The sequence below is a fragment of the Arthrobacter sp. MP_M4 genome (assembly GCF_035984855.1).
Classification (GTDB): Bacteria; Actinomycetota; Actinomycetes; order Actinomycetales; family Micrococcaceae; genus Arthrobacter.
Genome location: NZ_JAXCHX010000011.1, coordinates 57,571 through 78,080 on the forward strand (window position 1 = coordinate 57,571; position 20,510 = coordinate 78,080).

19 protein-coding genes are annotated in these 20,510 nt (G+C 67.3%); 7 read left to right on the forward strand and 12 right to left on the reverse strand.

Annotated features, from left to right (window positions below):
- Positions 1 to 28: 28 nt before the first annotated feature.
- The 7 genes from RCH15_RS10220 to RCH15_RS10250 form a co-directional block, all read right to left on the reverse strand.
- Positions 29 to 1,390, reverse strand: a complete 1,362-nt coding sequence (locus tag RCH15_RS10220; protein ID WP_326960552.1) for an MFS transporter — start codon at positions 1,388 to 1,390, stop codon at positions 29 to 31.
- 58 nt (positions 1,391 to 1,448) lie between these two features.
- Positions 1,449 to 2,216 carry an amino acid ABC transporter ATP-binding protein gene (locus RCH15_RS10225; protein WP_326960554.1) on the reverse strand — a complete coding sequence of 256 codons (768 nt, stop codon included), beginning with the start codon at positions 2,214 to 2,216 and terminating at the stop codon, positions 1,449 to 1,451.
- Complete coding sequence (locus RCH15_RS10230) at positions 2,213 to 3,232, reverse strand: amino acid ABC transporter permease (protein ID WP_326960556.1); 1,020 nt, start codon at positions 3,230 to 3,232, stop codon at positions 2,213 to 2,215. Before RCH15_RS10230 ends, RCH15_RS10225 begins: the two co-directional genes overlap by 4 nt.
- Before the next feature lie 6 nt (positions 3,233 to 3,238).
- A complete protein-coding gene (locus RCH15_RS10235) occupies positions 3,239 to 4,153 on the reverse strand; it encodes an ABC transporter substrate-binding protein (protein ID WP_326960558.1) in 915 nt (304 codons plus the stop codon).
- Positions 4,154 to 4,229: 76 nt separating this feature from the next.
- Positions 4,230 to 5,594, reverse strand: coding sequence for a diacylglycerol/lipid kinase family protein (locus RCH15_RS10240; protein ID WP_326960560.1), 1,365 nt, complete (start codon positions 5,592 to 5,594; stop codon positions 4,230 to 4,232).
- A gap of 66 nt (positions 5,595 to 5,660) precedes the next feature.
- Positions 5,661 to 5,996: a cupin domain-containing protein gene (locus RCH15_RS10245; protein ID WP_326960562.1), complete on the reverse strand. Its 336-nt coding sequence runs from the start codon at positions 5,994 to 5,996 to the stop codon at positions 5,661 to 5,663.
- A gap of 69 nt (positions 5,997 to 6,065) precedes the next feature.
- Complete coding sequence (locus RCH15_RS10250; protein WP_326960564.1) at positions 6,066 to 6,371, reverse strand: acylphosphatase; 306 nt, start codon at positions 6,369 to 6,371, stop codon at positions 6,066 to 6,068.
- 199 nt (positions 6,372 to 6,570) lie between these two features.
- Here RCH15_RS10250 and RCH15_RS10255 point away from each other — a divergent pair, with 199 nt between their 5' ends.
- Entirely contained in the window at positions 6,571 to 6,834 is a 264-nt protein-coding gene (locus RCH15_RS10255; RefSeq protein ID WP_326960566.1) for a YegP family protein, read from the forward strand.
- 176 nt (positions 6,835 to 7,010) lie between these two features.
- Here RCH15_RS10255 and RCH15_RS10260 read toward each other — a convergent pair whose 3' ends face one another.
- Complete coding sequence (locus tag RCH15_RS10260) at positions 7,011 to 7,709, reverse strand: hypothetical protein (RefSeq protein ID WP_326960568.1); 699 nt, start codon at positions 7,707 to 7,709, stop codon at positions 7,011 to 7,013.
- A 73-nt stretch (positions 7,710 to 7,782) separates the two neighbouring features.
- Positions 7,783 to 8,823, reverse strand: coding sequence for a hypothetical protein (locus tag RCH15_RS10265; protein WP_326960569.1), 1,041 nt, complete (start codon positions 8,821 to 8,823; stop codon positions 7,783 to 7,785).
- A 188-nt stretch (positions 8,824 to 9,011) separates the two neighbouring features.
- Here RCH15_RS10265 and RCH15_RS10270 point away from each other — a divergent pair, with 188 nt between their 5' ends.
- Positions 9,012 to 10,283 carry a mechanosensitive ion channel family protein gene (locus tag RCH15_RS10270; protein WP_326960570.1) on the forward strand — a complete coding sequence of 424 codons (1,272 nt, stop codon included), beginning with the start codon at positions 9,012 to 9,014 and terminating at the stop codon, positions 10,281 to 10,283.
- Between the two features lie 147 nt (positions 10,284 to 10,430).
- Positions 10,431 to 12,200, forward strand: coding sequence for a glycoside hydrolase family 13 protein (locus RCH15_RS10275; protein ID WP_326960571.1), 1,770 nt, complete (start codon positions 10,431 to 10,433; stop codon positions 12,198 to 12,200).
- A 404-nt stretch (positions 12,201 to 12,604) separates the two neighbouring features.
- Here the strand turns inward: RCH15_RS10275 and RCH15_RS10280 are convergent, their stop codons facing one another.
- Complete coding sequence (locus RCH15_RS10280) at positions 12,605 to 13,522, reverse strand: pullulanase X25 domain-containing protein (protein ID WP_326960572.1); 918 nt, start codon at positions 13,520 to 13,522, stop codon at positions 12,605 to 12,607.
- 220 nt (positions 13,523 to 13,742) lie between these two features.
- Positions 13,743 to 14,609, reverse strand: a complete 867-nt coding sequence (locus tag RCH15_RS10285; RefSeq protein ID WP_326960573.1) for a DUF1295 domain-containing protein — start codon at positions 14,607 to 14,609, stop codon at positions 13,743 to 13,745.
- A gap of 166 nt (positions 14,610 to 14,775) precedes the next feature.
- On the opposite strand from RCH15_RS10285, the gene RCH15_RS10290 reads away from it, so the two are divergent.
- The 3 genes from RCH15_RS10290 to RCH15_RS10300 are packed head-to-tail and all read left to right on the forward strand — an operon-like array spanning position 14,776 to position 17,533.
- Complete coding sequence (locus RCH15_RS10290) at positions 14,776 to 15,237, forward strand: MarR family winged helix-turn-helix transcriptional regulator (RefSeq protein WP_326960574.1); 462 nt, start codon at positions 14,776 to 14,778, stop codon at positions 15,235 to 15,237.
- Positions 15,234 to 17,102: an AMP-dependent synthetase/ligase gene (locus RCH15_RS10295; RefSeq protein WP_326960575.1), complete on the forward strand. Its 1,869-nt coding sequence runs from the start codon at positions 15,234 to 15,236 to the stop codon at positions 17,100 to 17,102. The genes RCH15_RS10290 and RCH15_RS10295 overlap by 4 nt, the downstream gene beginning before the upstream one ends.
- Entirely contained in the window at positions 17,099 to 17,533 is a 435-nt protein-coding gene (locus RCH15_RS10300) for a DUF2177 family protein (RefSeq protein ID WP_326960576.1), read from the forward strand. The genes RCH15_RS10295 and RCH15_RS10300 overlap by 4 nt, the downstream gene beginning before the upstream one ends.
- 32 nt (positions 17,534 to 17,565) lie before the next feature.
- On the opposite strand, the gene RCH15_RS10305 is transcribed toward RCH15_RS10300, so the two are convergent.
- A complete protein-coding gene (locus RCH15_RS10305; RefSeq protein ID WP_326960577.1) occupies positions 17,566 to 19,299 on the reverse strand; it encodes a SulP family inorganic anion transporter in 1,734 nt (577 codons plus the stop codon).
- 224 nt (positions 19,300 to 19,523) lie between these two features.
- Between RCH15_RS10305 and RCH15_RS10310 the strand changes: the two genes are divergently transcribed.
- Positions 19,524 to 20,498, forward strand: coding sequence for an aldo/keto reductase (locus RCH15_RS10310; protein WP_326960578.1), 975 nt, complete (start codon positions 19,524 to 19,526; stop codon positions 20,496 to 20,498).
- Positions 20,499 to 20,510: the final 12 nt, after the last annotated feature.

Genomic DNA, 20,510 nt, shown 5'->3' on the forward strand with positions numbered 1-20,510 from the left:
GCAGCGAAAATGCTGAGGTGCGGGACCATCAGCTCCTCTGCTCCCGCCACAGCAGCGACACGATAAACACCACCGACCCGAGCCCCAGCATCACCAGCACCATGAGCTCCCAGTTGGCCTGGGTGACGCCCGTGCCGTAGAAGATCCCGATCAGCACGGTGGCGGTGATGGCCCCGAGGTACCGGCAAGTCTGGAAGATCCCGGCGGCCACCCCACGTTCCTCCGGCCGGGTGGACAGGTACATGCCCTGGCTCGACGCGATGCTGACCACCCCGTAGGGCACCCCCAGCAGGGCGGTCAGCGCGATCACCAACGGAACGGCCAATGACCCCGTCAGGAGCCACATGGTGCCCGACGCCACAATGAGCAGCACGACGCCGGCGACCAGCACCCGCTTCACCCCGAAGCGGTCGATCGCGCGGACCGCGACCGGCGTGACCACCACCGACATCGCCGCCAGCGGCAGCATCAGCAGGCCCACGACGCCGGGCGCGTAGCCGCCGGCTTCCTGCAGCAGCTGGGGCAGGCCAAAAAACGCGAAATAGTAGACACCGTTGAACAGCGCAAAGCCGAGGTAGACCAGCAGCAGCGGTCGGTTCCGGCCCAGCAGCCGCAGGTCCAGGAACGGCGGGGCAAAACGCAGTTCGCGCCACACAAAGAGCACGGCGAGCAGCGTGCCTGCGCCGAGCAGCCACCAGCGGTAGCCGGGCACCACGTTGAGCAGCGCCATCATCACCAGCACCAGGGAGCCGGTGAATGCCAGGATGCCGGGGATGTCCGAGTCCCGCAGCAGGTCAGCGGCGCGGCCGCGTTCCCGCTCCTCATCTGCCGGCGCGAATTGCCGGACCAGGACGATGGCGGCCAGGGCCAGCGGGACGTTGATCAGGAACAGGGCCTCCCAGCCGACGAAGCCCACTAACAGCCCGCCCACCACCGGCCCGACGGCGGCGGCCGAGGTGTTGGCCATCTGGATCCGGCCCAGCGGCCGGGTGGATTTCACCTGTGCGAGCTTCGCCAGGGCACCGACCATCACGACCGCACTCGGGTAGGCGGTCGCTGTCCCAAGGGCCATGAACGCGCGGGCCACGCAGAGCACGGCGAAGTTCGGCGCGAACGGTGCCACCGCGCAGGTAACGGCCACGAGCGCCATGCCGACGATGAACAGCCGCCTGGGCCCGAACCGGTCCGCCAGCCGGCCCATCAACGGTTGGCCTGCCGCGGAGGTGAGATAGAAGGAGGTGATCACCCAGGTGACGGTGGCGACGTCGAGCCCGAAGTCCGCACGCAGCACCACGAGGGCCACGGCGATCATGGAAGAGTTCAGCGGGTTCAGGGCCGTGCCCAGGCTGAGGCCTGCGATGGCGAGGCCGGTCCGGGGAGAGTTGCTCACGGCAACAGTCTGTCCCACAAGCCCGGGCAAAATCGAACCGGACCGGCCGCCGCGGGCCTTAGAGGACCTTGGAAAGGAACGCCTTGGTCCGGTCATGTTGCGGAGCGCTCAGGACCTGCCGGGGTGGGCCGGCTTCCACCACCACGCCTTCGTCCATGAAGACCAGCGTGTCTGCCACTTCGCGGGCGAACCCCATCTCGTGGGTCACCACGATCATGGTCATGCCGCTCTTGGCCAGTTCCTTCATGACGTCCAGCACCTCACCCACAAGCTCCGGGTCCAGGGCGCTGGTGGGCTCGTCGAAGAGCATCAGCTTCGGGTCCATGGCCAGGGCCCGGGCAATGGCGACGCGCTGCTGCTGCCCGCCGGACAGGTGCGCCGGATACGCGTCGCCCTTGTCCCCCAGTCCCACCCGCTCCAGCAATTCCATGGCACGGGCCGTGGCTTTGGCCTTGGAGATTCCCTTCACCCGCATGGGCGCCAGGATGATGTTCTCCACCGCGGTCAGGTGCGGAAAGAGGTTGAACCGCTGGAAGACCATGCCGATTTCCTGGCGCTGGAAGGCCGCTTCCTTGAGTTTGAGCTCGTAGAGCTTGTCGCCTTTTTGGCGGTATCCCACCAGCTGCCCGTCCACCGACAGCCGGCCGCCGTCCACCCGTTCGAGGTGGTTGATGCACCGCAGGAAGGTGGACTTGCCCGAACCACTGGGGCCCACAATGCAGAGCACCTCCCCGGAGTCGACTTCGAGGCTGATGCCGCGCAGCACCTTGTTGGTGCCGAAATTCTTGGAGACCCGCTCCGCAAGGACCATCGGCGCGTCCGTCATCCTTTTCCTCCAAAGTCAGTGCCGAGCGGGGTGCCGGGCGTGCCGGGACCTGCCGCCGGCGCCGGGCCCGGCGCCGTCGGTTCCTTGTCCGTTTTGACCCGTCCGGTGCCGCGGGAGAACCGCTTCTCGATGAAGTGCTGCCCCACCATCAGGACCGAGGTGAACAGCAGGTACCAGAGGGACGCCACGATCAGCAGCGGCACCGGGGTGAACGTCACCGCGGAAATCCCGCGGGAGACGCCGTATAGGTCGATACTCAGCGGAATCGCGGCCACCAGGGATGTGGTCTTGAGCATCGAGATCACCTCATTGCCCGTGGGCGGGATGATGATCTTCATGGCCTGCGGAACCACGACGAAGCGCATCGTCTGACCCCAGGACATGGCCAGCGCCGTCGACGCCTCCTCCTGGCCCTCATCAACGGACAGCAGCCCGGCACGCACGATCTCGGACATGTACGCGGCCTCGTTGAGGGCCAGCCCGATCACCGCGGTGACGAACAGGTTGGTGAAAACCTCATTCGGAATGGTGACCCACGGCGTCGTGAACGGAATCCCCAGCGTGAACACCGGGTAGATCAAGGACACAATGCCCCAGAAAACCAGCTGGACGTAGACCGGGGTGCCGCGGAAAATCCAGATGTACAGCCAGGCAATGCTCTTCAGCACCGGGTTCGGCGAGAGCCGCATGATGGCCAACAGCAGTCCAATGACGATCGCGCCGATCATCGCGTAGATGGTCAGCCACAGTGTCACCCACGCTGCCTGGCTGATCCGGCGGTCAAAGATGTACTTGCCGACGTCGGGCCAGCCGAAGTCCGGGCGCTGGGCGGCGTCCAGCACAAAGACCGCCAGCCCAAGGACCAGGACCACCGCCACCGCGTTCCGCCAGGGGTGGCGCAGCGGGATGGCGACAATCGCTTCCGCCGGGGCGTCGTCAGCGTGGTGTTTCCTGCCGGCCGACGGCGCCCCGCCGGGTTCCGCTTCCAGCATCCGGCCGGGTTCAGGCTCGCTCATGGGCTATCACCCTTTGGCTGCCACATTGAGGTCCGCCGTCTTGACTCCGCCGGCTTCCACGCCCCACTTGGACAGGATCTTGGTGTAGGTGCCGTCGTCGATCAGTGACTGGAGCGCCTTCTGCAGGACCGGGGTGAACTCGCTGCCCTGGGCCACTGGGATGCCGTAGGGCGCCACTTCGAAGGCGTTGCCGGCGGTCTGCAGCTTGTCCTTGGTCTTGGAGATGGCGTAGAGGGTCACGGGCGAGTCGGCGCTCATGGCGTCGACCTGTCCCACCACCAGGGCGTTGGTGGCCTGGTCCTGCGCGTCGTACTTGAAGATGGTGATGGCGGGCTTGCCGGCGTCGGTGCAGGCCTTGGACTTGGCGGGCACTTCGTGGGTGTCCTCGTATGTGGTGGCCTGGACGGCGACCTTCAGCCCGCAGGCGTTCTCGGGGTCCACGGTCTTGCCCTTCGGCGCGGCCCACTGGATTCCGGCGGAGTAGTAGTTGACGAAGTCCACCTGCTTTTCGCGTTCCAGCGTGTCCGTGAACGAGGACATGCCCATGTCGTCCTTGCCGGCGCGCACGGCGGGCAGGATGTTGTCGAACGTGCCGATATCGAAGTTGACCTTCAAGCCCATGACCTTGCCCAGGGCGTTGGTGAGGTCCACCGACCAGCCTGCCGGCGCACCGTTATCGTCCTTGAACTCGTTGGGCGGGTAGTTGTTGGCCATGCCGACGTTCAGGACGCCGGCGCTCTTGATTTTCTCCGGGAGCATCGCGGCGATGGAGTCGCTCTTTTGCACGTCGATGGCGTCCGCGGTTCCGGATGCGCCGCCGGATGCTCCGCCGGTGGCGGCGGGTTCGCTGTTGTTGACGCAGCCGGAGAGCGAGAGCGCTGTGGCGACGGTGAGGACGGGGAGTAGGTATCGGGTGCGCATGATGTCCTTAGCTGTTCACATACTCTGGCCTCCCGCGACTCTGCGGGAGGGTATTGGCTGCCTGCTTCGTCAAAACTCATTCAGTAAGGTCACTGTACGCCGGAGCCGGACCGCCGGGTTGCCGCCCACGCCCCCATGCCAGCTCCCGGAGCCGGACCAGATCGAGTTCCGGCTGATCTGGCAGGACTCCCGGCCGGTTCCGCGGCACCAGGACCCGCAGGGCGCCGGGTTCGATGGTGCACCGCACCGGGGTAGCGAACAGCAGCGCCTCTCCGTCCACCCCGACCGGAATCTCGGGTACGTCGGCGTCGACCACCACCTCCTTCGCGGTGCGCTGGATCAGGCCGCGCTTGGAGGCCCGGCGCAACAGGCCAACGGCCTTCCGGGGGCTGATGACAGAGAGCGTCACCGCGCCGAGCACGCCCCGGTCCAGCCGGGTGCGGCGGCCCAGGCCGGCAAGGTCGTGGCTGCCGTAGGGCCCATTGCTGACCAGGACGGCCTGGGGCCCGTCCACGGTGACGCCGTCGAGGTTGACCAAAAGGCGGGCACCCCTGTCCCCCTGGATCAGGTCCGGAAGCATCTGCAGCACGGTACCGGCTTTGTCATTGCGGTACTCCGGGCTCTGCACCACCTCGGCGTAGACCCCGAAGGAGGAGTTGTTCACGAACGTACGGCCGTTGATCTTGCCAAGATCGACGTGCAGTTCCACGCCGTCACGGAGAGCCTCGAGGCCGGTAACGGGGTCTTCCCGGTCCAGGCCGAGGTCCAGGGCAAAGTGGTTGCGGGTGCCGGCGCTGATCACCAGGAACGGTAGATCATGGTCGGCAGCGATGCCAGCGACCAGCGCCTGGGTACCGTCACCGCCGGCGACACCGAGCAGATCGGCTCCCCGCGCCACCGCGTCCCGGGCCAGGGCAGCGACGTCCACCCTCCCCGGTCCCTGAAGCAACGCCACCTCGGCGCCGAGTTGTTCCGCTTTCCGCTGCAGATCGAACTTCACCACCTTGCCGCCACCGGCACGCGGATTCATCACCACAAAAGGATGCCGCACCGCCGGCGCGGGGTGCTCAGCCACCTGTAGCTCCGCCCGGTGCTCCCGGAGGGCGGCCCGCGCGCAGACCAGCGCCCCAAACACCAGCGCCAGCGTGAGGACGATTTCCCATAGCAACCCGGCCTGGATGAAGAGAAACAGAACCACCAGCGGAGCGAGCCCTGCCAGCGCCAGCGCACCCCAGCGCAAGGCGCCACGGTTGGTCAGGAACCAGTAGATCCCGACGAGGGTCACCACGATGCCAGCGGCACCGGTGAGCAGCAGCGCAACAGTCCCCGCTACACCGGCAGATACCAGCAGGACCGCCGCTGCGCACAAAACCGCGGCGTAGGCGGCCCGAGCCCACCACCGCCGGGTCTGCTGGATCCGGTCGAAAGGAATGACACTCATGTGCTGCTCCTTGCTGCAATCCGGGACCGCCCCGGCTTGCCCCCACCGGCCTCCGCGGGTGAGCCGTCAGGTCCTAATTTTCGCGACGGTCATCAGGATCGCCGAGTCCTCTTCCGCTTCCAGGCTGTGCAGCCCGTCCGGCACGATCAGGAGGTCACCGCTCTTTCCTTGCCAGGACTCATCGCCGGAGCGGAGCCGGACGCACCCGCGGAGCACAAACACCGTGGCCTCGCCGGGATTCTGGTGCTCGCTGAGCTGGGTGCCGGCCCGGAAGGCCATCACCGTCTGGCGGAGGATCTTTTCATGGCCGCCAAAGGCAGTATCAGCCGCACGTCCGCTGGGTGCCGCCACGGCGGCCGCCATCTGCTGACGGGCAAGGGCGTCGAGCGATATCTTCTGCATGGGCCCCACCCTACTCAAAAACCCGCCTGCTGCCGAGGGTCCTGAACCCGGGAGAAACAGCTGGGCGGGTCAGTACGCCACGTCGAAGTCCTTGAATTCGCCGGTGGCCCGGGAAATGGTTGCGTCCACGCTGTCCACCCGGCCCGGCGCGTCCGGCGAGCGCAACCAGCGGCGGAACTCCAGCACCACCGGCTGGGCACCCTCGGCGGCGATAGCCACCGTGCCGTCGTCGTTGTTCCGTACCGTTCCGGTCAGCCCCAGTTCCCCGGCTTTGCGCACCGTCCAGTAGCGGAACCCCACGGCCTGCACCACGCCAGCCACCCGCGCCGTCAGCCGGACCATCTCGCCGGGATCGTTTCTCGGAAACTCAGCCATGCTCCCAATGTAGCGCCCGGCACGGAGGCCGCCACCGGCACTGGCTGGGTTTTCCACATAGGGACCTTCGCCCCTAACCCTTGCGGAACGCTGCGGAAAGGATAGTGGAGTGCGCTGCGGGGAAGGTGTCGAGCAGACGGCATGGCACATGGAGGTGCCACGTCTTCCCGCGGTGCTGCATTACGGGAAGGACATCACCATGGCAGGACAATTCGAAATCTTCACGGACGCGGAGGCCAACGTCCGTTTTAGGCTCCTCGGCCCCGACGGTACGGTACTGGCGGTTTCCAAGGCATACGAGGACAAACGAGCGGCAGCGGAAGGAATCATGGCAGTCCGCGAGTGCGCCGGCACCGGCCTCATCAAAGAAGTCCGCTCCAACGCCTGGGGCGGCACTGGCACCAACAGGCCAGGCTTGCCCACCCCGGCTCACCGACGGCACCGCCACGTTCCCGCCGTCTAAACGGCGGGATCGCCAGCACTGAACGACGCGAACGCATTCCGGCGACGCGCGACGATCGCGTAAGAACCGGAACCAACAAAACCGACAAACTCTAAGACCCGGAGCGGGTTGCCTGGCAGGCGGCCCGCTTTGTCGTTAATGGCTATTTGTCCGCTGTTCCTATTTGACCGCCGTTCCTATTTGTCCGCTGTTCCTATGGCCGGGCGCAGGGATGTGATCATGGTCCGGATGTCCCGGTACTCGGGAGTGGACGCGTACAGCCTGGCCTTCTCCAGATAGGGCAGCGAGGGATCCCCGGGCGTCTGGTTGGACTCCGGGTTATAGGTCCCGCCGAAGAAAGCGCCGCTGGGCGGCCAGAGGAACAGGTGGAACATGGGGCACGCCGTATCACCGGACTCCTCCGGGAGCATGGTGATACCGAACGCGGCAACGGTGGACTGCGTGGCCACCGTGCCGGTGTCCGCACCCCGGGACTCGAAGACGTACCGGGGCACTCCGCCGTCGGCGCCCCCGGCCTCTGCGAGCGCGAGCATTGGCGCGGCGTCGTAGACCTCGTACGGCGACTTGTCGCGGCACTCCGATCCGGTGACGATGTTGGTCCGCAGCCCCGCCACCAACGTCGCCGCCGGGTTCAGCACGTCGACGAAATCCCCGGTGAGCGCACCGCCGGGATCTTTGACGGTCCAGCCCACAGGGTAGTCAAACGACAGGTCTCCGCTGGTGTTGGTGAACGTCTTCCAGCCCGACGGCGGGCCCTCCGGTGCGGGTGTCGGAGCGGCCGGCCCGGGTGACGGGGAGACAGCCGGCGTTGCGCTGTCCGTCGTTGTGCCATCCGGCGAGGTGGTACTCGGCGACGCCGGGACACAGGCCGTCACCAGCAGCACCAAGCCAAGAGCTGCGCACGCACGGGTGCACCGGGGGCCGCCAAGCAAGGCCGGCCGCCTCACGTCATGGCTTTCCGGCAGGCCGCAGGGACATGATCGCCTGCTTGACGTTCTTGTACTCGGGGGTGTCCTTGTAAGCCTCGGGAGTATCCACATGCGCGGGACCGCCCGGCGTGGTGTCCATGGGATCGTACGCGCCGCCGAACATAGCACCGCTGGGCGGCCAGCTGAAGAAGTGGAAGATAGGGCAGGCCGTATCTCCGGTGGGCTCGGGCGCCGAGGTGATGCCGTAGGCGAAAGTGAGGGTCGGCCCGGGGTTGCCTGCGTCCGGGTCACCGCCGGTCTCCTCCGGGCTATCCGAAGCAGAGGCATCTGCCGCCGGGTCCGCAGGTTCCTCCACAGCCGGGTCCGCACCAGCTTCCTCCGCAGCCGGGTCCGCCTGCGCATCCGTAGCCGGGTCCGCCTGCGCATCCGCTGCCGGGTCCGCACCTGGTTCCTCCGGTGCATCCGCTGCCGGATCACCTGCTGCCGGGTCATCTGCCGCAGGGTCACCTGCTGCCGGGTCACCCGCAGCAGGGTCACCTGCCGCCGGGTCACCTGCTGCCGGATCCGCCGCAACCGGTTCGGTGCGGCCCTCGTAAACAAAGCGCGGCGTAATTCCGCCCTGGGCCAGGGCCGGGACAGGTGCAGAGTCGTACACCATGAAGGGAGACTTCTCGGTGCACTCGGCCCCCACAACCATGTTGGTCCGCAGCGAGGCCATGGTCTTCCCGTAGTCACTGACCAGGTCCACGGCGATCCCGCCCTCGGCAGGCTCATCTGCCGGGTCCTTGACGGTCCACGTCTCCGGATAGTCAAACGCGAGGGTGCCATCCGACGTCGTATGTGTCTTCCAGCCCGCCGGTACCGTGGCGGCCGGCGCAGTGGTGCCGGCCGCCGACGTGGACGTGGCCGGCGTCGCACTGGATGATTGCGGGGCTGCCGTCGCCGTCGACGGTGGCGGGGAACTGGTAGCAGGTGCGGCCGGCGTCGACCCGCACCCGGCGAGAACGGCAGCGGCGCAGAAAGCGGAAATGGCTGTGGTGAACGACGCTGTCCGGCGCATGGCACTCTCCCCCGAAAAAACAAAGTGGTTGGACCATTCTCAGCGGTTTACGCGCAGAAACAAAGGCCTTTAGACCCTTGGCACTCATCCCGGGCGGAACTCGAAGACCTGGCGTTCCGGCCGTGACGCTACCCACGTTGGGTCCCCGCAATTTCAATTGGCCGCGGAACCTTGCTAGAGCTTAAGTAATGCAAGACCTCCTCGATCCCGCCCTGCCTTTCCTCGCCCCAGCCCTTGCCGTTGCCTTCGCCGTGGCCGCGGGCCTCCTCGCGTCCTGGCTGGTGCGCCGGATTGTTCTCCAGCTCAACCGCAACCGGCCCGCCCTCCGCGAGACCTCCCGGGTGGCGCGCCTGCCGTTGCGCCTGGCGCTCTGCCTGATCGGGGTCCGGATCGCCCTAAGCCTCACCACCGACGACGCCGACTGGCGCCGCACCGTGGACCATGCCCTCCAAATCGCGCTCATCGGCTCTATTGCGTGGCTGGCCATCGCGGTGGTCCTCATCATCGAGACGATGGTGCTGACCCGCTACCGGGTGGACGTGGCGGACAACCGGCGCGCCCGCCGGCTCCGCACCCAGGTGATCCTGGCCCGGCGGATCGGCACTGCCCTGATCGCCCTCGTGGCGCTGGGCATCGCGATGCTGACCTTCCCTGCCATCCAGGCCCTCGGCGCCGGGCTGCTGGCCTCCGCCGGCGTCATCTCGATTGTCGCCGGCCTCGCCGCGCAGACCTCCCTGGTCAATGTTTTCGCCGGCATCCAGCTGGCTTTCACCGACGCGATCCGGGTGGACGACGTTGTGGTGGTACAGAAGGAATGGGGCCGGATCGAGGAGATCACCCTGACCTACGTGGTGGTCCACATCTGGGATGACCGGCGGATGATCCTGCCCTCCACGTACTTCACCACCACCCCGTTCGAGAACTGGACCCGGCGGCAGTCCGAGGTCATGGGCACCGTGGAATTCGATCTCGACTGGCGCGCCCCGGTGGAGGCCATGCGGGCCGAACTCAAAAAGGTCCTGGCTGGCACCGAACTCTGGGATAAGCGGGTGGGCATCCTGCAGATCACCGACGCCACCGCAGGTTTCGTCCGGGTCCGCATCCTGGTCAGCGCCGCGGACAGCGCTGCGCTCTTTGACTTGCGCTGCCTGATTCGCGAGGAGCTGGTCCTGTTCCTGCAGCAGGAACACCCGAGGTCGCTCCCCCACATCCGGCTCGAATCGCTGGGCGCCGCATCGCCGGATTCCGGCCCGTCCCCCGCCCCTGGGGCTTCCAGCGGCTCAGCGAAGCAGCCGGGCACGGTCTCCGCCGCTGACGAGCACGGCCGCCACCCGGCGGATCCGCACGATTCCCAGCTGTTCACGGGCTCCATCGAGGCGATCGAGCGTTCCAAGGCGTTTACCGGCCCGGGCGAGGACGTCTTCGAGGACCGGGATAAGACCATCACCGCTCAAAACTGAGCCAGCGTGCCGCTGGCCGGGCCGGTCGAGGTGCACCTCGCGCCGCCGGGCTCTTCCCTGCCCACGGGAACTGATCAATAATCAGACGTTGGCGGGCCGGCACCGAGGCCGTCCGCCGCAGCCCGCCGGAGAAGCCGAGGAGCCCCCATGACGGTAGAACAACCGACAAACGCATCCGCAGAGGCACCGGCCCGCGATTGGTTCCAGAGCGCCGTCGTCTATCAGATCTACCCGCGCAGCTTTGCCGACGCCAACGGGGACGGCATCGGGGACCTGCGGGGCATCATCAGCAAGCTGGATTACCTGCACCGGCTGGGCGTCGACGTCGTCTGGCTCTCCCCGATCTACACATCCCCGCAGGATGACAACGGCTACGACATCAGCGACTACCGCACCGTGGACCCGATCTTCGGAACGCTCGAAGAACTGCGGGAGCTCACCGACGGGCTGCACGCCCGGGGCATGAAACTTGTCATGGACCTGGTGGTCAACCACACCTCGGACGAACATCCCTGGTTCGTGGAATCCCGCTCCTCCCAGGACAACCCGAAACGGGACTGGTACTGGTGGCGGCCGCCGCGCGACGCGTCCCCTGGCTCACCCGGTTCCGGGGCGGAGCCGAACAACTGGGGATCAGCGTTCTCCGGGCCGGCCTGGGAGTTCGACAAAGCCACCGGCGAGTACTACCTCCACCTGTTCTCCCGGAAGCAACCGGACCTGAACTGGGAAAACCCGGAGGTCCGGGCGGCGGTCTACGAAATGATGAACTGGTGGCTGGACCGCGGCGTCGACGGTTTCCGGATGGACGTCATCAACTTCATCTCCAAGGACACCGCACTGCCGGACGGGCCGATCGCCGCCGGAATGCTCTACGGCGACGGCACCCCGTTCTACATTGGCGGGCCACGGATCCACGAGTTTCTCCAGGAAATGCACCGGGAGGTGTTCGCCGGGCGCCCCGGCCCGCTGCTGACCGTCGGTGAAATGCCTGGCGTCACCGTGGACGAGGCCATCCTGTTCACCGACCCGGAGCGGGCCGAGGTGGACATGGTGTTCCAGTTTGAGCATGTTGCCCTGGACCAGGAGAACGGGAACAAGTGGCGTCCCAGGAAGCTCAAGCTCACCGACCTCAAGGCGACCCTGGGTCACTGGCAGACGGGGCTGGCGGAGCGCGGCTGGAACAGCCTCTACTGGGGCAACCACGACCAAGCCCGCGCGGTGTCGCGGTTCGGCGACGACGGCACGCACCGGGAGCTCTCCGCCAAGATGCTCGCCGGCATCCTGCACCTGCACCGCGGCACGCCCTACGTTTACCAGGGCGAGGAACTCGGCATGACCAACATGACGTTCGGGGCGATCAGCGACTACCGGGACATCGAGGTCCTCAACCACCACCGCGAAGCCACCACCCATCTGGGCCACACCGACGCCGACGTCCTGGCAGCGCTGGCCCCGCTGAACCGGGACAACGCCCGCACCCCGGTCCAATGGGACGCCTCGCAGCACGCAGGCTTCACCACCGGCTCGCCGTGGATCGCGGTGAACCCGAACGCCAACCACATCAACGCCGCGGACCAGGTGGATGACCCGGACTCGGTGTACAGCTTCTACCGCAAGGTGATCGGGCTGCGGCACTCCGAGCCGGTCGTCTCGCACGGGGATTTCACCATGCTGCTGCCCCGGGACGAGCACGTCTACGCCTTCGTGCGCTCGCTGCCGGATACCAAGCTGCTGGTGCTGGGCAACTTCTCCGGTCAGGACCAGCAGGTGGCGCTCGACGGCGCCGACGTTCCGCTCGCGTGGGACAGCGCGGAACTGGTCCTGGCCAATTACCCCGCCGACGCTGCGGTTCCCCGGCTGCATCTGCGGCCGTGGGAACTGAAGGTGTTCCGCGCCGAAGCATCCCATCCGAGCTGAACCAAGTGAAGGAGCCTGCCATGACCATTCCACCGCCCTTCGAACCTGGGCCGTTCCCGCCGGAACCCGGGCCCACCACGCCCGAGCCCCCGCCCGGGAACCCGTTTCCACCGGAGCCCGGCCCGGTACCTCCGCCGGCACCCATTCCGGAGCCTGGCCCGGCACCAACCCCCGGCCCCTTTCCCATGCCAGGACCGTCCCCCGTGCCCGATCCCGGTCCGGTTCCGCCGGGCCCGGACCCCACCCGGTTCTAGCCCGGGCTTCGCGCGAATCGTCAGACGGGGAGCTCCGCCAGCCCCGACGTGGCACGCGAAAGTGCCCGCGATGCGCAAAAGACCCCTCGCGCCCGTATCCGGGTGTCGAGGGGTCTTTTGCGCATCGCCAGGAAGTAAGCGTGCCGCCAGCTACAGCAGGACGATGTCGTGGGTCTGGTGGTTGTAATGGATGACCAGCTGGCCGCCCGAGTGGTGGACTTCGTGGTTGGGGCCATCGAAGGCACCGAAGGCGCCGTAGTTCTCGTCCCAGGAGCGGTTGAGCGCGATCTTGAAGGTGTAGGAACCGGCCGGAAGGTTCGCTGCCAGCTTCCAGAGCTGATCGACGAGGTCCAGCTCCATCTGGGATTCGTCGTACTGCGGGGCCCAGTTGGCGGGGGCGCCCAGCAGGATGTTGAAATCACCGGCCACTGCCACCGCGGCCGGCTGCTCGATGGTCTCGGCTGCTGCTTCCGGGGCGGCGGCCGGGGTGGCCTCTGCCGCCGGAGCGGGCTTAGAAACCGGTGCAGGCTCGGCGGCCGGGGTTTCTGCCGGGGCCTTGGCGGCCGGGGCTTTGCGCTTACGGACTGCCTTGGCGACGGGAGCGACGGCTTCTTCGACCAGTTTGGCGGCCTTGCCGGCGATCTTCTCGCCGACGGAGGAGTCGGCCTTGGGTGCGGCGTCGGCAGCGGACTTGCCGGCAGGGGCCGACGGGAGGGGTGTCTCGGCCGGAACCGGGGTTCCGGCGTCGAGCGCTGCGCCGAACGCGGCGGGGTCAGCGAACGCGACGGTGGCCCGCTGGCCGTCCTCGGTGATGGTCCAGCCCGCACGGCCCTTGACCAGCCAGCCGGCCTTGACCAGCTTTGCGGTGGCGGTGGTCAGCGTCTTGTGGCCGCGTGGAATTCCGCCGCTGAGTAGCTCGCGTTCGAAATCGTTGAGCGGTACGCGGGTGATTGCCTCACCCAGCACGGCGCCGGCGTTCAGTTTCTCACCGGTCCACACGCCCTCAGCGAGGACGTCCAGTACAGTCTTCAGTCGACGGGTGGTGTTTTCGGCAGTGTTCGCGCCCATGGGTCTCCTCTAGAACAATTGATCCACCTGCATTTTGCCAAGGATCGACGAGTTTCCGCGAGTCGGGAGCGGTTAACTCTGTGTGTCGTCACCCACTATTACATCCGAACCGGGCGTCCGCGACGGTCACACACCCAGTACCCGCCAGTAGCAATACAACGCGGGGTAAGCTGCGGCCCGGCAGGGGCGCCGCCACGGGCCGCAGCTGGCCCCGTTGGGGTTAGAGCTTGGGGATGAGAACTGGGGTGTTTTTCTTGTAGGCCTCATAGTCGGCCTGGCCGCCCCACTTCTTGTCGGACTTCTTCTCCAGCAGCGGCACACCGCTGACCTTGGTGAGCAGCAGGATGACAAAGACCGGCGAGATCAGCGCCACCCATTGCCAGCCCTCCAGTGCCGGAGCGGCGATGATGGCGACGCCGATCCACAGCAGGATCTCGCCGAAGTAGTTCGGGTGGCGGGACTTGGACCACAGTCCGGTGGAGATGAACTTGCCTCTGTTGGCGGATTCGGCATTGAAGCGGCTCTTCTGCAGGTCCGCCATGGCCTCGATGGCGAACCCGAGTGCCCAGACGAGGAAGCCGACCAGCGCGAACCAGTCAAGCCCCACCCGGGTCGCCGATGTAATGGCCACCCAGGCAGCTGCGGCCGTGAAGACCACCCAGAGACCCTGGATTGTCCACACGTTGAGGAACCGCACGAACGACGGCTTGATCTCGTCAAAGCGGTCATCCTTGCCGGCTTTGCTGATCCGGCGGAACAGGAAGCTTCCCAGTCGGATCGCCCAGATGAGGACCAGAGCCGCCAGCAGCAGTGCCCGCGCGTCGATCCCGGGCGTGAGCAGGACCAGCAGCACGGTGATGGCGATATAGGTCAGTGAGCCGGTCAGGTCGTAGAACTTCTCGGTCTGGGCCTTGAAGGAGGGGATGAACACCAGCCATTGGATGAGGAACGCCGCCCCCACCGCCAGGGCGAAGACGGGGATCCCGCCCAGCGTAGCGCCGCCCTGGGAGCCTGCCACGGCCACGAGTGCCGCCAGCAGCACCACCAGAGGTAGGGCGATGAGCGACTTACGGTATGAATCCTTCACGAGGAATCCCTTTCATCCGCGGAGCGGGCCGCGGCCATGTCGGCTGGAAACGGAGGTCCGGGCAACAGCAGTTTTAGCCATCCTAATAGATAATCAAATAGGATTGAATAATAGATCATCGAACTAGCTTGACGAATCCCGGGATCCGGACCCCCAAGGAGTGGACATGACCGCGTCGCAGCACCACCCGGCCACGCTGGCCCTGCAAAGCCTGTTCACCCTCGCCAACGAAACCGAGTGGGAGATCGCCCGCGGCATGGGGCTGAACCTCACGGACTTCCGCGCACTGTCCGTGCTCGGACTGTCAGGGCCGGTCACCGTGGGCAAACTCGCCGAAGAACTGGGCGCCACCCCCGCCACCACCACCGCCATCGTCAGCCGGCTGGAGTCCCGCGGCTACGTTGCGCGCCGCCGCAGTACCGAAGACCGCCGCCAGGTCCAGGTGAACGCCACAGCAACATCGTTCACCAGGATTATGAGCCTGATGCTGCCGCTCATGACCGCCACCAACGAACACCTCCGGGCCCTGCCGGCCGCAGACCAGAGGGTCGTCACGGACTTCCTCGACGCCGCCCAGCTCCTGATGCGCGATCACCTGCACGCACTTTCCGAAAAGGACGCCCGATGAAAGAGTTCAGCACCCCGCTGCTGGTTGAGCCGTCCGGTCACCGCAACGCCACCGAGTTGCTCCTGCAACGCTACCGGACCTCCCCGGACCACGTTGCCTTCGAGGTACGCGCCGCGGGAGCCGCGGTTACCGAACCGTGGCGCCAGGTGACCACCCGGCAATTTGTTGACGAGGTGCGGGCCCTGGCTAAAGGCCTGCTCGCCGCGGGCATCGAACCCGGGGAATCCCTCGCCATCATGTCTCCCACCCGGTATGAGTGGGCGCTGGCCGACATGGCCGCGTGGTTCGCCGGCGCCGTCGTGGTCCCGGTCTACGAGACATCCGCCGCGCCCCAGGTGACCGCGATCCTCGCCGACGCCGGGGTACGGCTGGCAATCGCCGGCACCGCCGGGCATGCCGCCCTGCTGGAGGTGGGTTTCGCGGAAGCCGGAATTCCGGGTCTGGGGATCTGGACCATGGACGTCAGGCCGGGCGCGGACCTGGCCGACCTTGTGGCCCGCGGCGCCGGAATTTCCGATGCCGCGGTGGAGGAACGGCGCCTGCTCGCAGGCCTCGACTCGGTTGCGACCATCGTGTACACCTCCGGCACCACGGCCGCGCCCAAGGGTGCGCTCATCACGCACGGCAACTTCGTAGGCCAGGTCCTAAACGTGGCCGCGGCTTACACCGGTGTGGTCCGCGAGGGCGGCAACACCATCATCTTCCTGCCGATGGCCCACGTGCTGGCCCGTGGTCTGCAGTTGACCTGCCTGGCCAACGGCATGCGCATTGCCCATTTATCCGATCCCCGGGACGTGGTGCCTGCCCTGGGCGTCCTGAAACCAACGTTCCTGGTGGTGGTTCCCCGTGTGCTCCAGAAGATCCAGGCTTCCGCAGCGGCGGCCGCGGCGCAGAAACACCTGGGACCGGTGTGGGCATCGGCGCAGGGCACCGCGGTTGCCTGGGGCAGGTTTGCGCAAGCCCGTGACGCCGACCCGGCCACCCGGCCAGGGCTGGGGCTGCGGGTCAGGCATGCGCTCTTTGACCGGCTGTTCTACGCCCGGCTCCGGACGCTGATGGGCGGGCGCCTGGATTACCTGCTGTCCGGTGCCGCCGCCCTCGACGCCGAGCTGTCCCTTTTCTTCCGTGGCCTCGGCCTGCCGGTGGTGGAGGGCTATGGCCTCACCGAGACCACCGCCCCGCTGACCGGCAACATGCCAGGGTCCATCCGGGCCGGATCGGTGGGCGTTCCGATGCCGGGCACCACGGTGCGGATCTCCGACCGGGGCGAGGTGCTGGCCCGCGGCGTCGGAGTGTTTGCCGGCTACCGCAGGCGGGCCGACAACGCCGACGCGTTCACGGACGGGTTCTTCCACACCGGAGACCTTGGCGAACTGGACGAGTCCGGAAGCCTGACCCTGAACGGCCGGATCAAGGACGTCATTGTCACCGCGGGCGGCAAGACCATCTCCCCCGCCATCTGGGAGGGCTACGTGGAGGGCGACCCCCTCGTGGCCCACGCCGTGATGGTCGGAGAGGGCAAACCCTATCTGGGCGGCCTGGTGCTGCTGGACCCGGAGTCCGTCGCGGCGTGGGCGGAACGGGAGGGCATCGCCGACCTCACCGGCCTGCAGATCCCCGACGACGGCGGTGCCGTCCAGATCGATGACGTGCGGCTCCTCAGCGCGATCGGGAAGGCCGTGTCCGCCGCGAACGCGAAGATCGCCCGGTCCGAGCAGGTCCGCCGCTTTGTGCTCCTGCTCACGGACCTCAGCGAAGCCAACGGCATCGTGACCCCCACCATGAAACTCAAACGCGGCGCCTTCACCGAACGCGCCCACCACATCGTGGACAAGCTGTACGCCGACCCAAGGAGCCAAGCATGAACCACCGCACTAAAAAGTGGCTGTTGACCTACGCAGCCACCGCCGTCATCTTCGCCGTCATCGACGTCGCCTGGATCAGCACCGTGGCAAACCGGCAGTACGAAAGCCAGATCGGTGACCTGCTCGCCCCCAGCGTGAACCTGGCCGGCGCCGTCGTGTTCTACCTGGTCTACGTCGCGGGCATCGTGCACTACGGGGTCCGGCCCAACAACGCCGCCACCACGATGCGGCAGCGGGTGCAGGGAGCCGCACTGTTCGGCTTCTTCACCTACGCCACGTGGGCGCTCACCGCGCTCGCCGTCCTCAAAGGCTTCCCCGTCCTGGTGGCCGTGACCGACATCGCCTGGGGCGCTGCGGTGTGCAGCGCGGTCACCTGGCTGACGGCCACCCTCCTGCGCCGCACGCTCGCGAAGCCCGTTCCCGCACGGTAACCGCCACCGGCACCACCCGCGGGGCCGCGGGTTCACTCCCCGGCGCTCCATTGGGCGCCGGTCTCGGCAACGTAGGCGGCCACGGCGGCGTCGACGGTGCGGTAAAAGTGGCGCGGTTCGATCTCGCGGGTCAGTTCGTAGCGTTCGAACTTCTCCCGGACGCCGTGCTTGAGCTCCGCGAACACCAACGACGTGCCCTGCGCATTCAGCTCGCGGTCCAGCTCAAGGAGCACGTCCGAGGCTGTGGTGTCGACGTCGGTGATGGGCTCGGCCGCGATGACGATCCACCGCGGTTTAGGATCGGCGCGCGCCAGCCGCCGCACGTTTTCGCGGAACGGCCTGACGTTGGCGAAGAACAACGGGGCGTCGAAGCGGTAAATCACGAGGCCGGGCAGGTGCTTGGCGTCCGGGTGGACGTGCACGTCGTGAAAGCCCTCCACTCCCGGGACGCGGCCGATCACCGTCTCGTACGGCCACCAGGCCCGGCGGAAGATGTTGAGGATGGAAAGGCCCACCGCAATGCCGATGCCGGGCAGCACCCCCAGCAGCACCACCCCGAGCAAGGCCGCAGCCGACAGCAGAAACTCGCTTTTGCGCTGCCGCCAAAGACGCACGCTGCCCGGGACGTCCGCGAGTGATACCGACGCGGTGATCACGATGGCCGCCAGCGCCGGCTGGGGCAGGTTCCGGAACAGCCCCGGCAGCAGCACCAGCATGAGCAGGATCAGGACGGCACCGGTCACGCCGGTGAGCTGGGTCTTCGAGCCCGCGCGCTCCGCGACCGCTGTCCGGGAGGCGCTGGTGCTGACGGGGAAGCCCTGGAAAAGTCCCGCCGCCAGGTTGGCTGCACCGATGCTGATCATCTCCTGGTTGCCGCGGACTTCCTGACGGGTGCGTGCGGCGAACGACGTCGCCGTCGAAATCGTGTCCGTCAGTGACACCAGCGCAATTCCCAGGGCGCCGGCGGACATCAGGGCGACGTCGGCGAGCTCCAGCGAGGGGATCGTGAACGGCGGGAAGCCCTGCGGAAGCTCCCCGACGAGTGAAACACCCCGATCCGCGAGATTCAGGACCGTCGCGGCACCGATCGCGAGCACCACCATCACGAGCACCGACGGGATTTTGGGCAGCCACCGCTGCAACGCCAGGACCAGCACAATCCCGGCGATCCCGACGGCGGCCGCGGCCACCACGGTTTCGCCCCTGGCCAGGCCTTGGCTGAAGCCGGTGAGGTCACCGACGAAGCCGTCGGCCTGCACCGAGAACCCGAAGAGCTTGGGCAGCTGGCTGACCAGAATCGTGACCGCGAGACCGTTCATGTAACCGATCATGGTGGGCTTGGAAATAAGGTCCGCGATGAAACCCAGCCGGGCCACCGAGGCGAGGATCATGAGGACACCGACCATCAGGGCGAGCAATGACGCCAGCGCCACCGCTTTCTGCGGGTCGCCGTCGGACGCGACGATCGGCAGGACCGTCGCTGCGATCAGTGGGCCCAGCGCGGAGTCCGGGCCCAGCACCAGGATCCGGGAGGGGCCGAAAACTGCATAGGCGAGCAGGCAGAGGACCGTGGTGTAGAGCCCCGTGATCGGCGGCAGCCCTGCCAGCACGGCGTAGGCCATGCCCTGGGGGACCAGGAGCGTCGCCAGGACGATGCCGGCGACGATGTCCTTCCAGAACCAACTGCCCCGGTACGTCGCGGCGGCGTCGAGCCCTGGCATCACCCGCACCAGTGCGGCCGCACTGCGGTGTCGAGTCGTGGTCATACCTGCACTATGCCGTGCGGTGCCGCCCGGCGCATCCTTCGCCGCTGGTGAACCGGGCAGGCGGCGACCCGGCAGGCGGCGACCCGGCAGGCGGCGACCCGGCAGGGCCGGGCGTTGTGCCTCCGGGCGGGCGGGCTTAGAGTGGCGGTCTGCCCCGGCGGTCCTTCCGGCAGCACGATCCCGCACCGGATGCCGCTCCCTTTCCGTCCTCCTGAGGAGACCCCATGGAAACCCGCACGCTCGGTACGCTCACCGTCTCACCCTTGGGTTTGGGGTGCATGGGGATGAGCGAGTTCTACGGCCAGCCAGATGACACCGAGGCCACCGCCACCATCCACGCCTTCCTCGACGTAGGCGGCAGCCTGTTGGACACCGCGGATATGTACGGCCCCTTCACCAACGAGGAGCTGGTGGGCCGCGCCATCGCGGGCCGGCGCGAGGACGTGGTCCTCGCCACCAAGTTCGGCAATGAACGCCGGGCCGACGGCTCCTGGGTCGGCATCAACGGCTCCCCCGACTACGTACGGGCAGCCTGCGACGCGAGCCTGCAGCGGCTGGGCGTCGACCACATCGATCTGTACTACCAGCACCGCGTGGACAAGACAGTCCCGATCGAGGAAACCGTCGGCGCCATGGCGGAGCTGGTGCAGGCCGGCAAAGTCCGGCACCTGGGCTTGTCCGAAGCCAGCGCCGACACCGTGCGCCGCGCCCATGCGGTGCACCCCATCGCCGCCTTGCAGTCCGAATACTCGCTCTGGGAACGGGAGCCTGAGACCAAGACCTTTCCAGTGCTCGCCGAGCTGGGCATCGGTTTTGTCCCCTACAGCCCGCTGGGCCGCGGCTTTCTGACCGGGCAGTTCCGGAGCCCGGACGACTTCGCGGAGGACGATTTCCGCCGGCACTCCCCTCGTTTCCAAGGCGAAAACTTCACCCGCAACCTCCGACTCGTGGACCGGGTCAAGGCGCTGGCGGATCAGAAGGGCTGCACCCCGGCTCAGCTGGCGCTTGCCTGGCTGCTGGCCCAGGGCGCGCACATCGTTCCCATTCCGGGCACCAAGAAGCGAAACCGCCTGCAGGAGAACCTGGGCGCCCTCGACGTCGAACTCACCGCCGCGGACCTTGACCGGTTGGACGAACTCGCACCGGCCGGGGCGACAGCGGGCGCACGCTACCCGGACATGGGCAGCATCGACAGCTAACGCTGGCCCGCT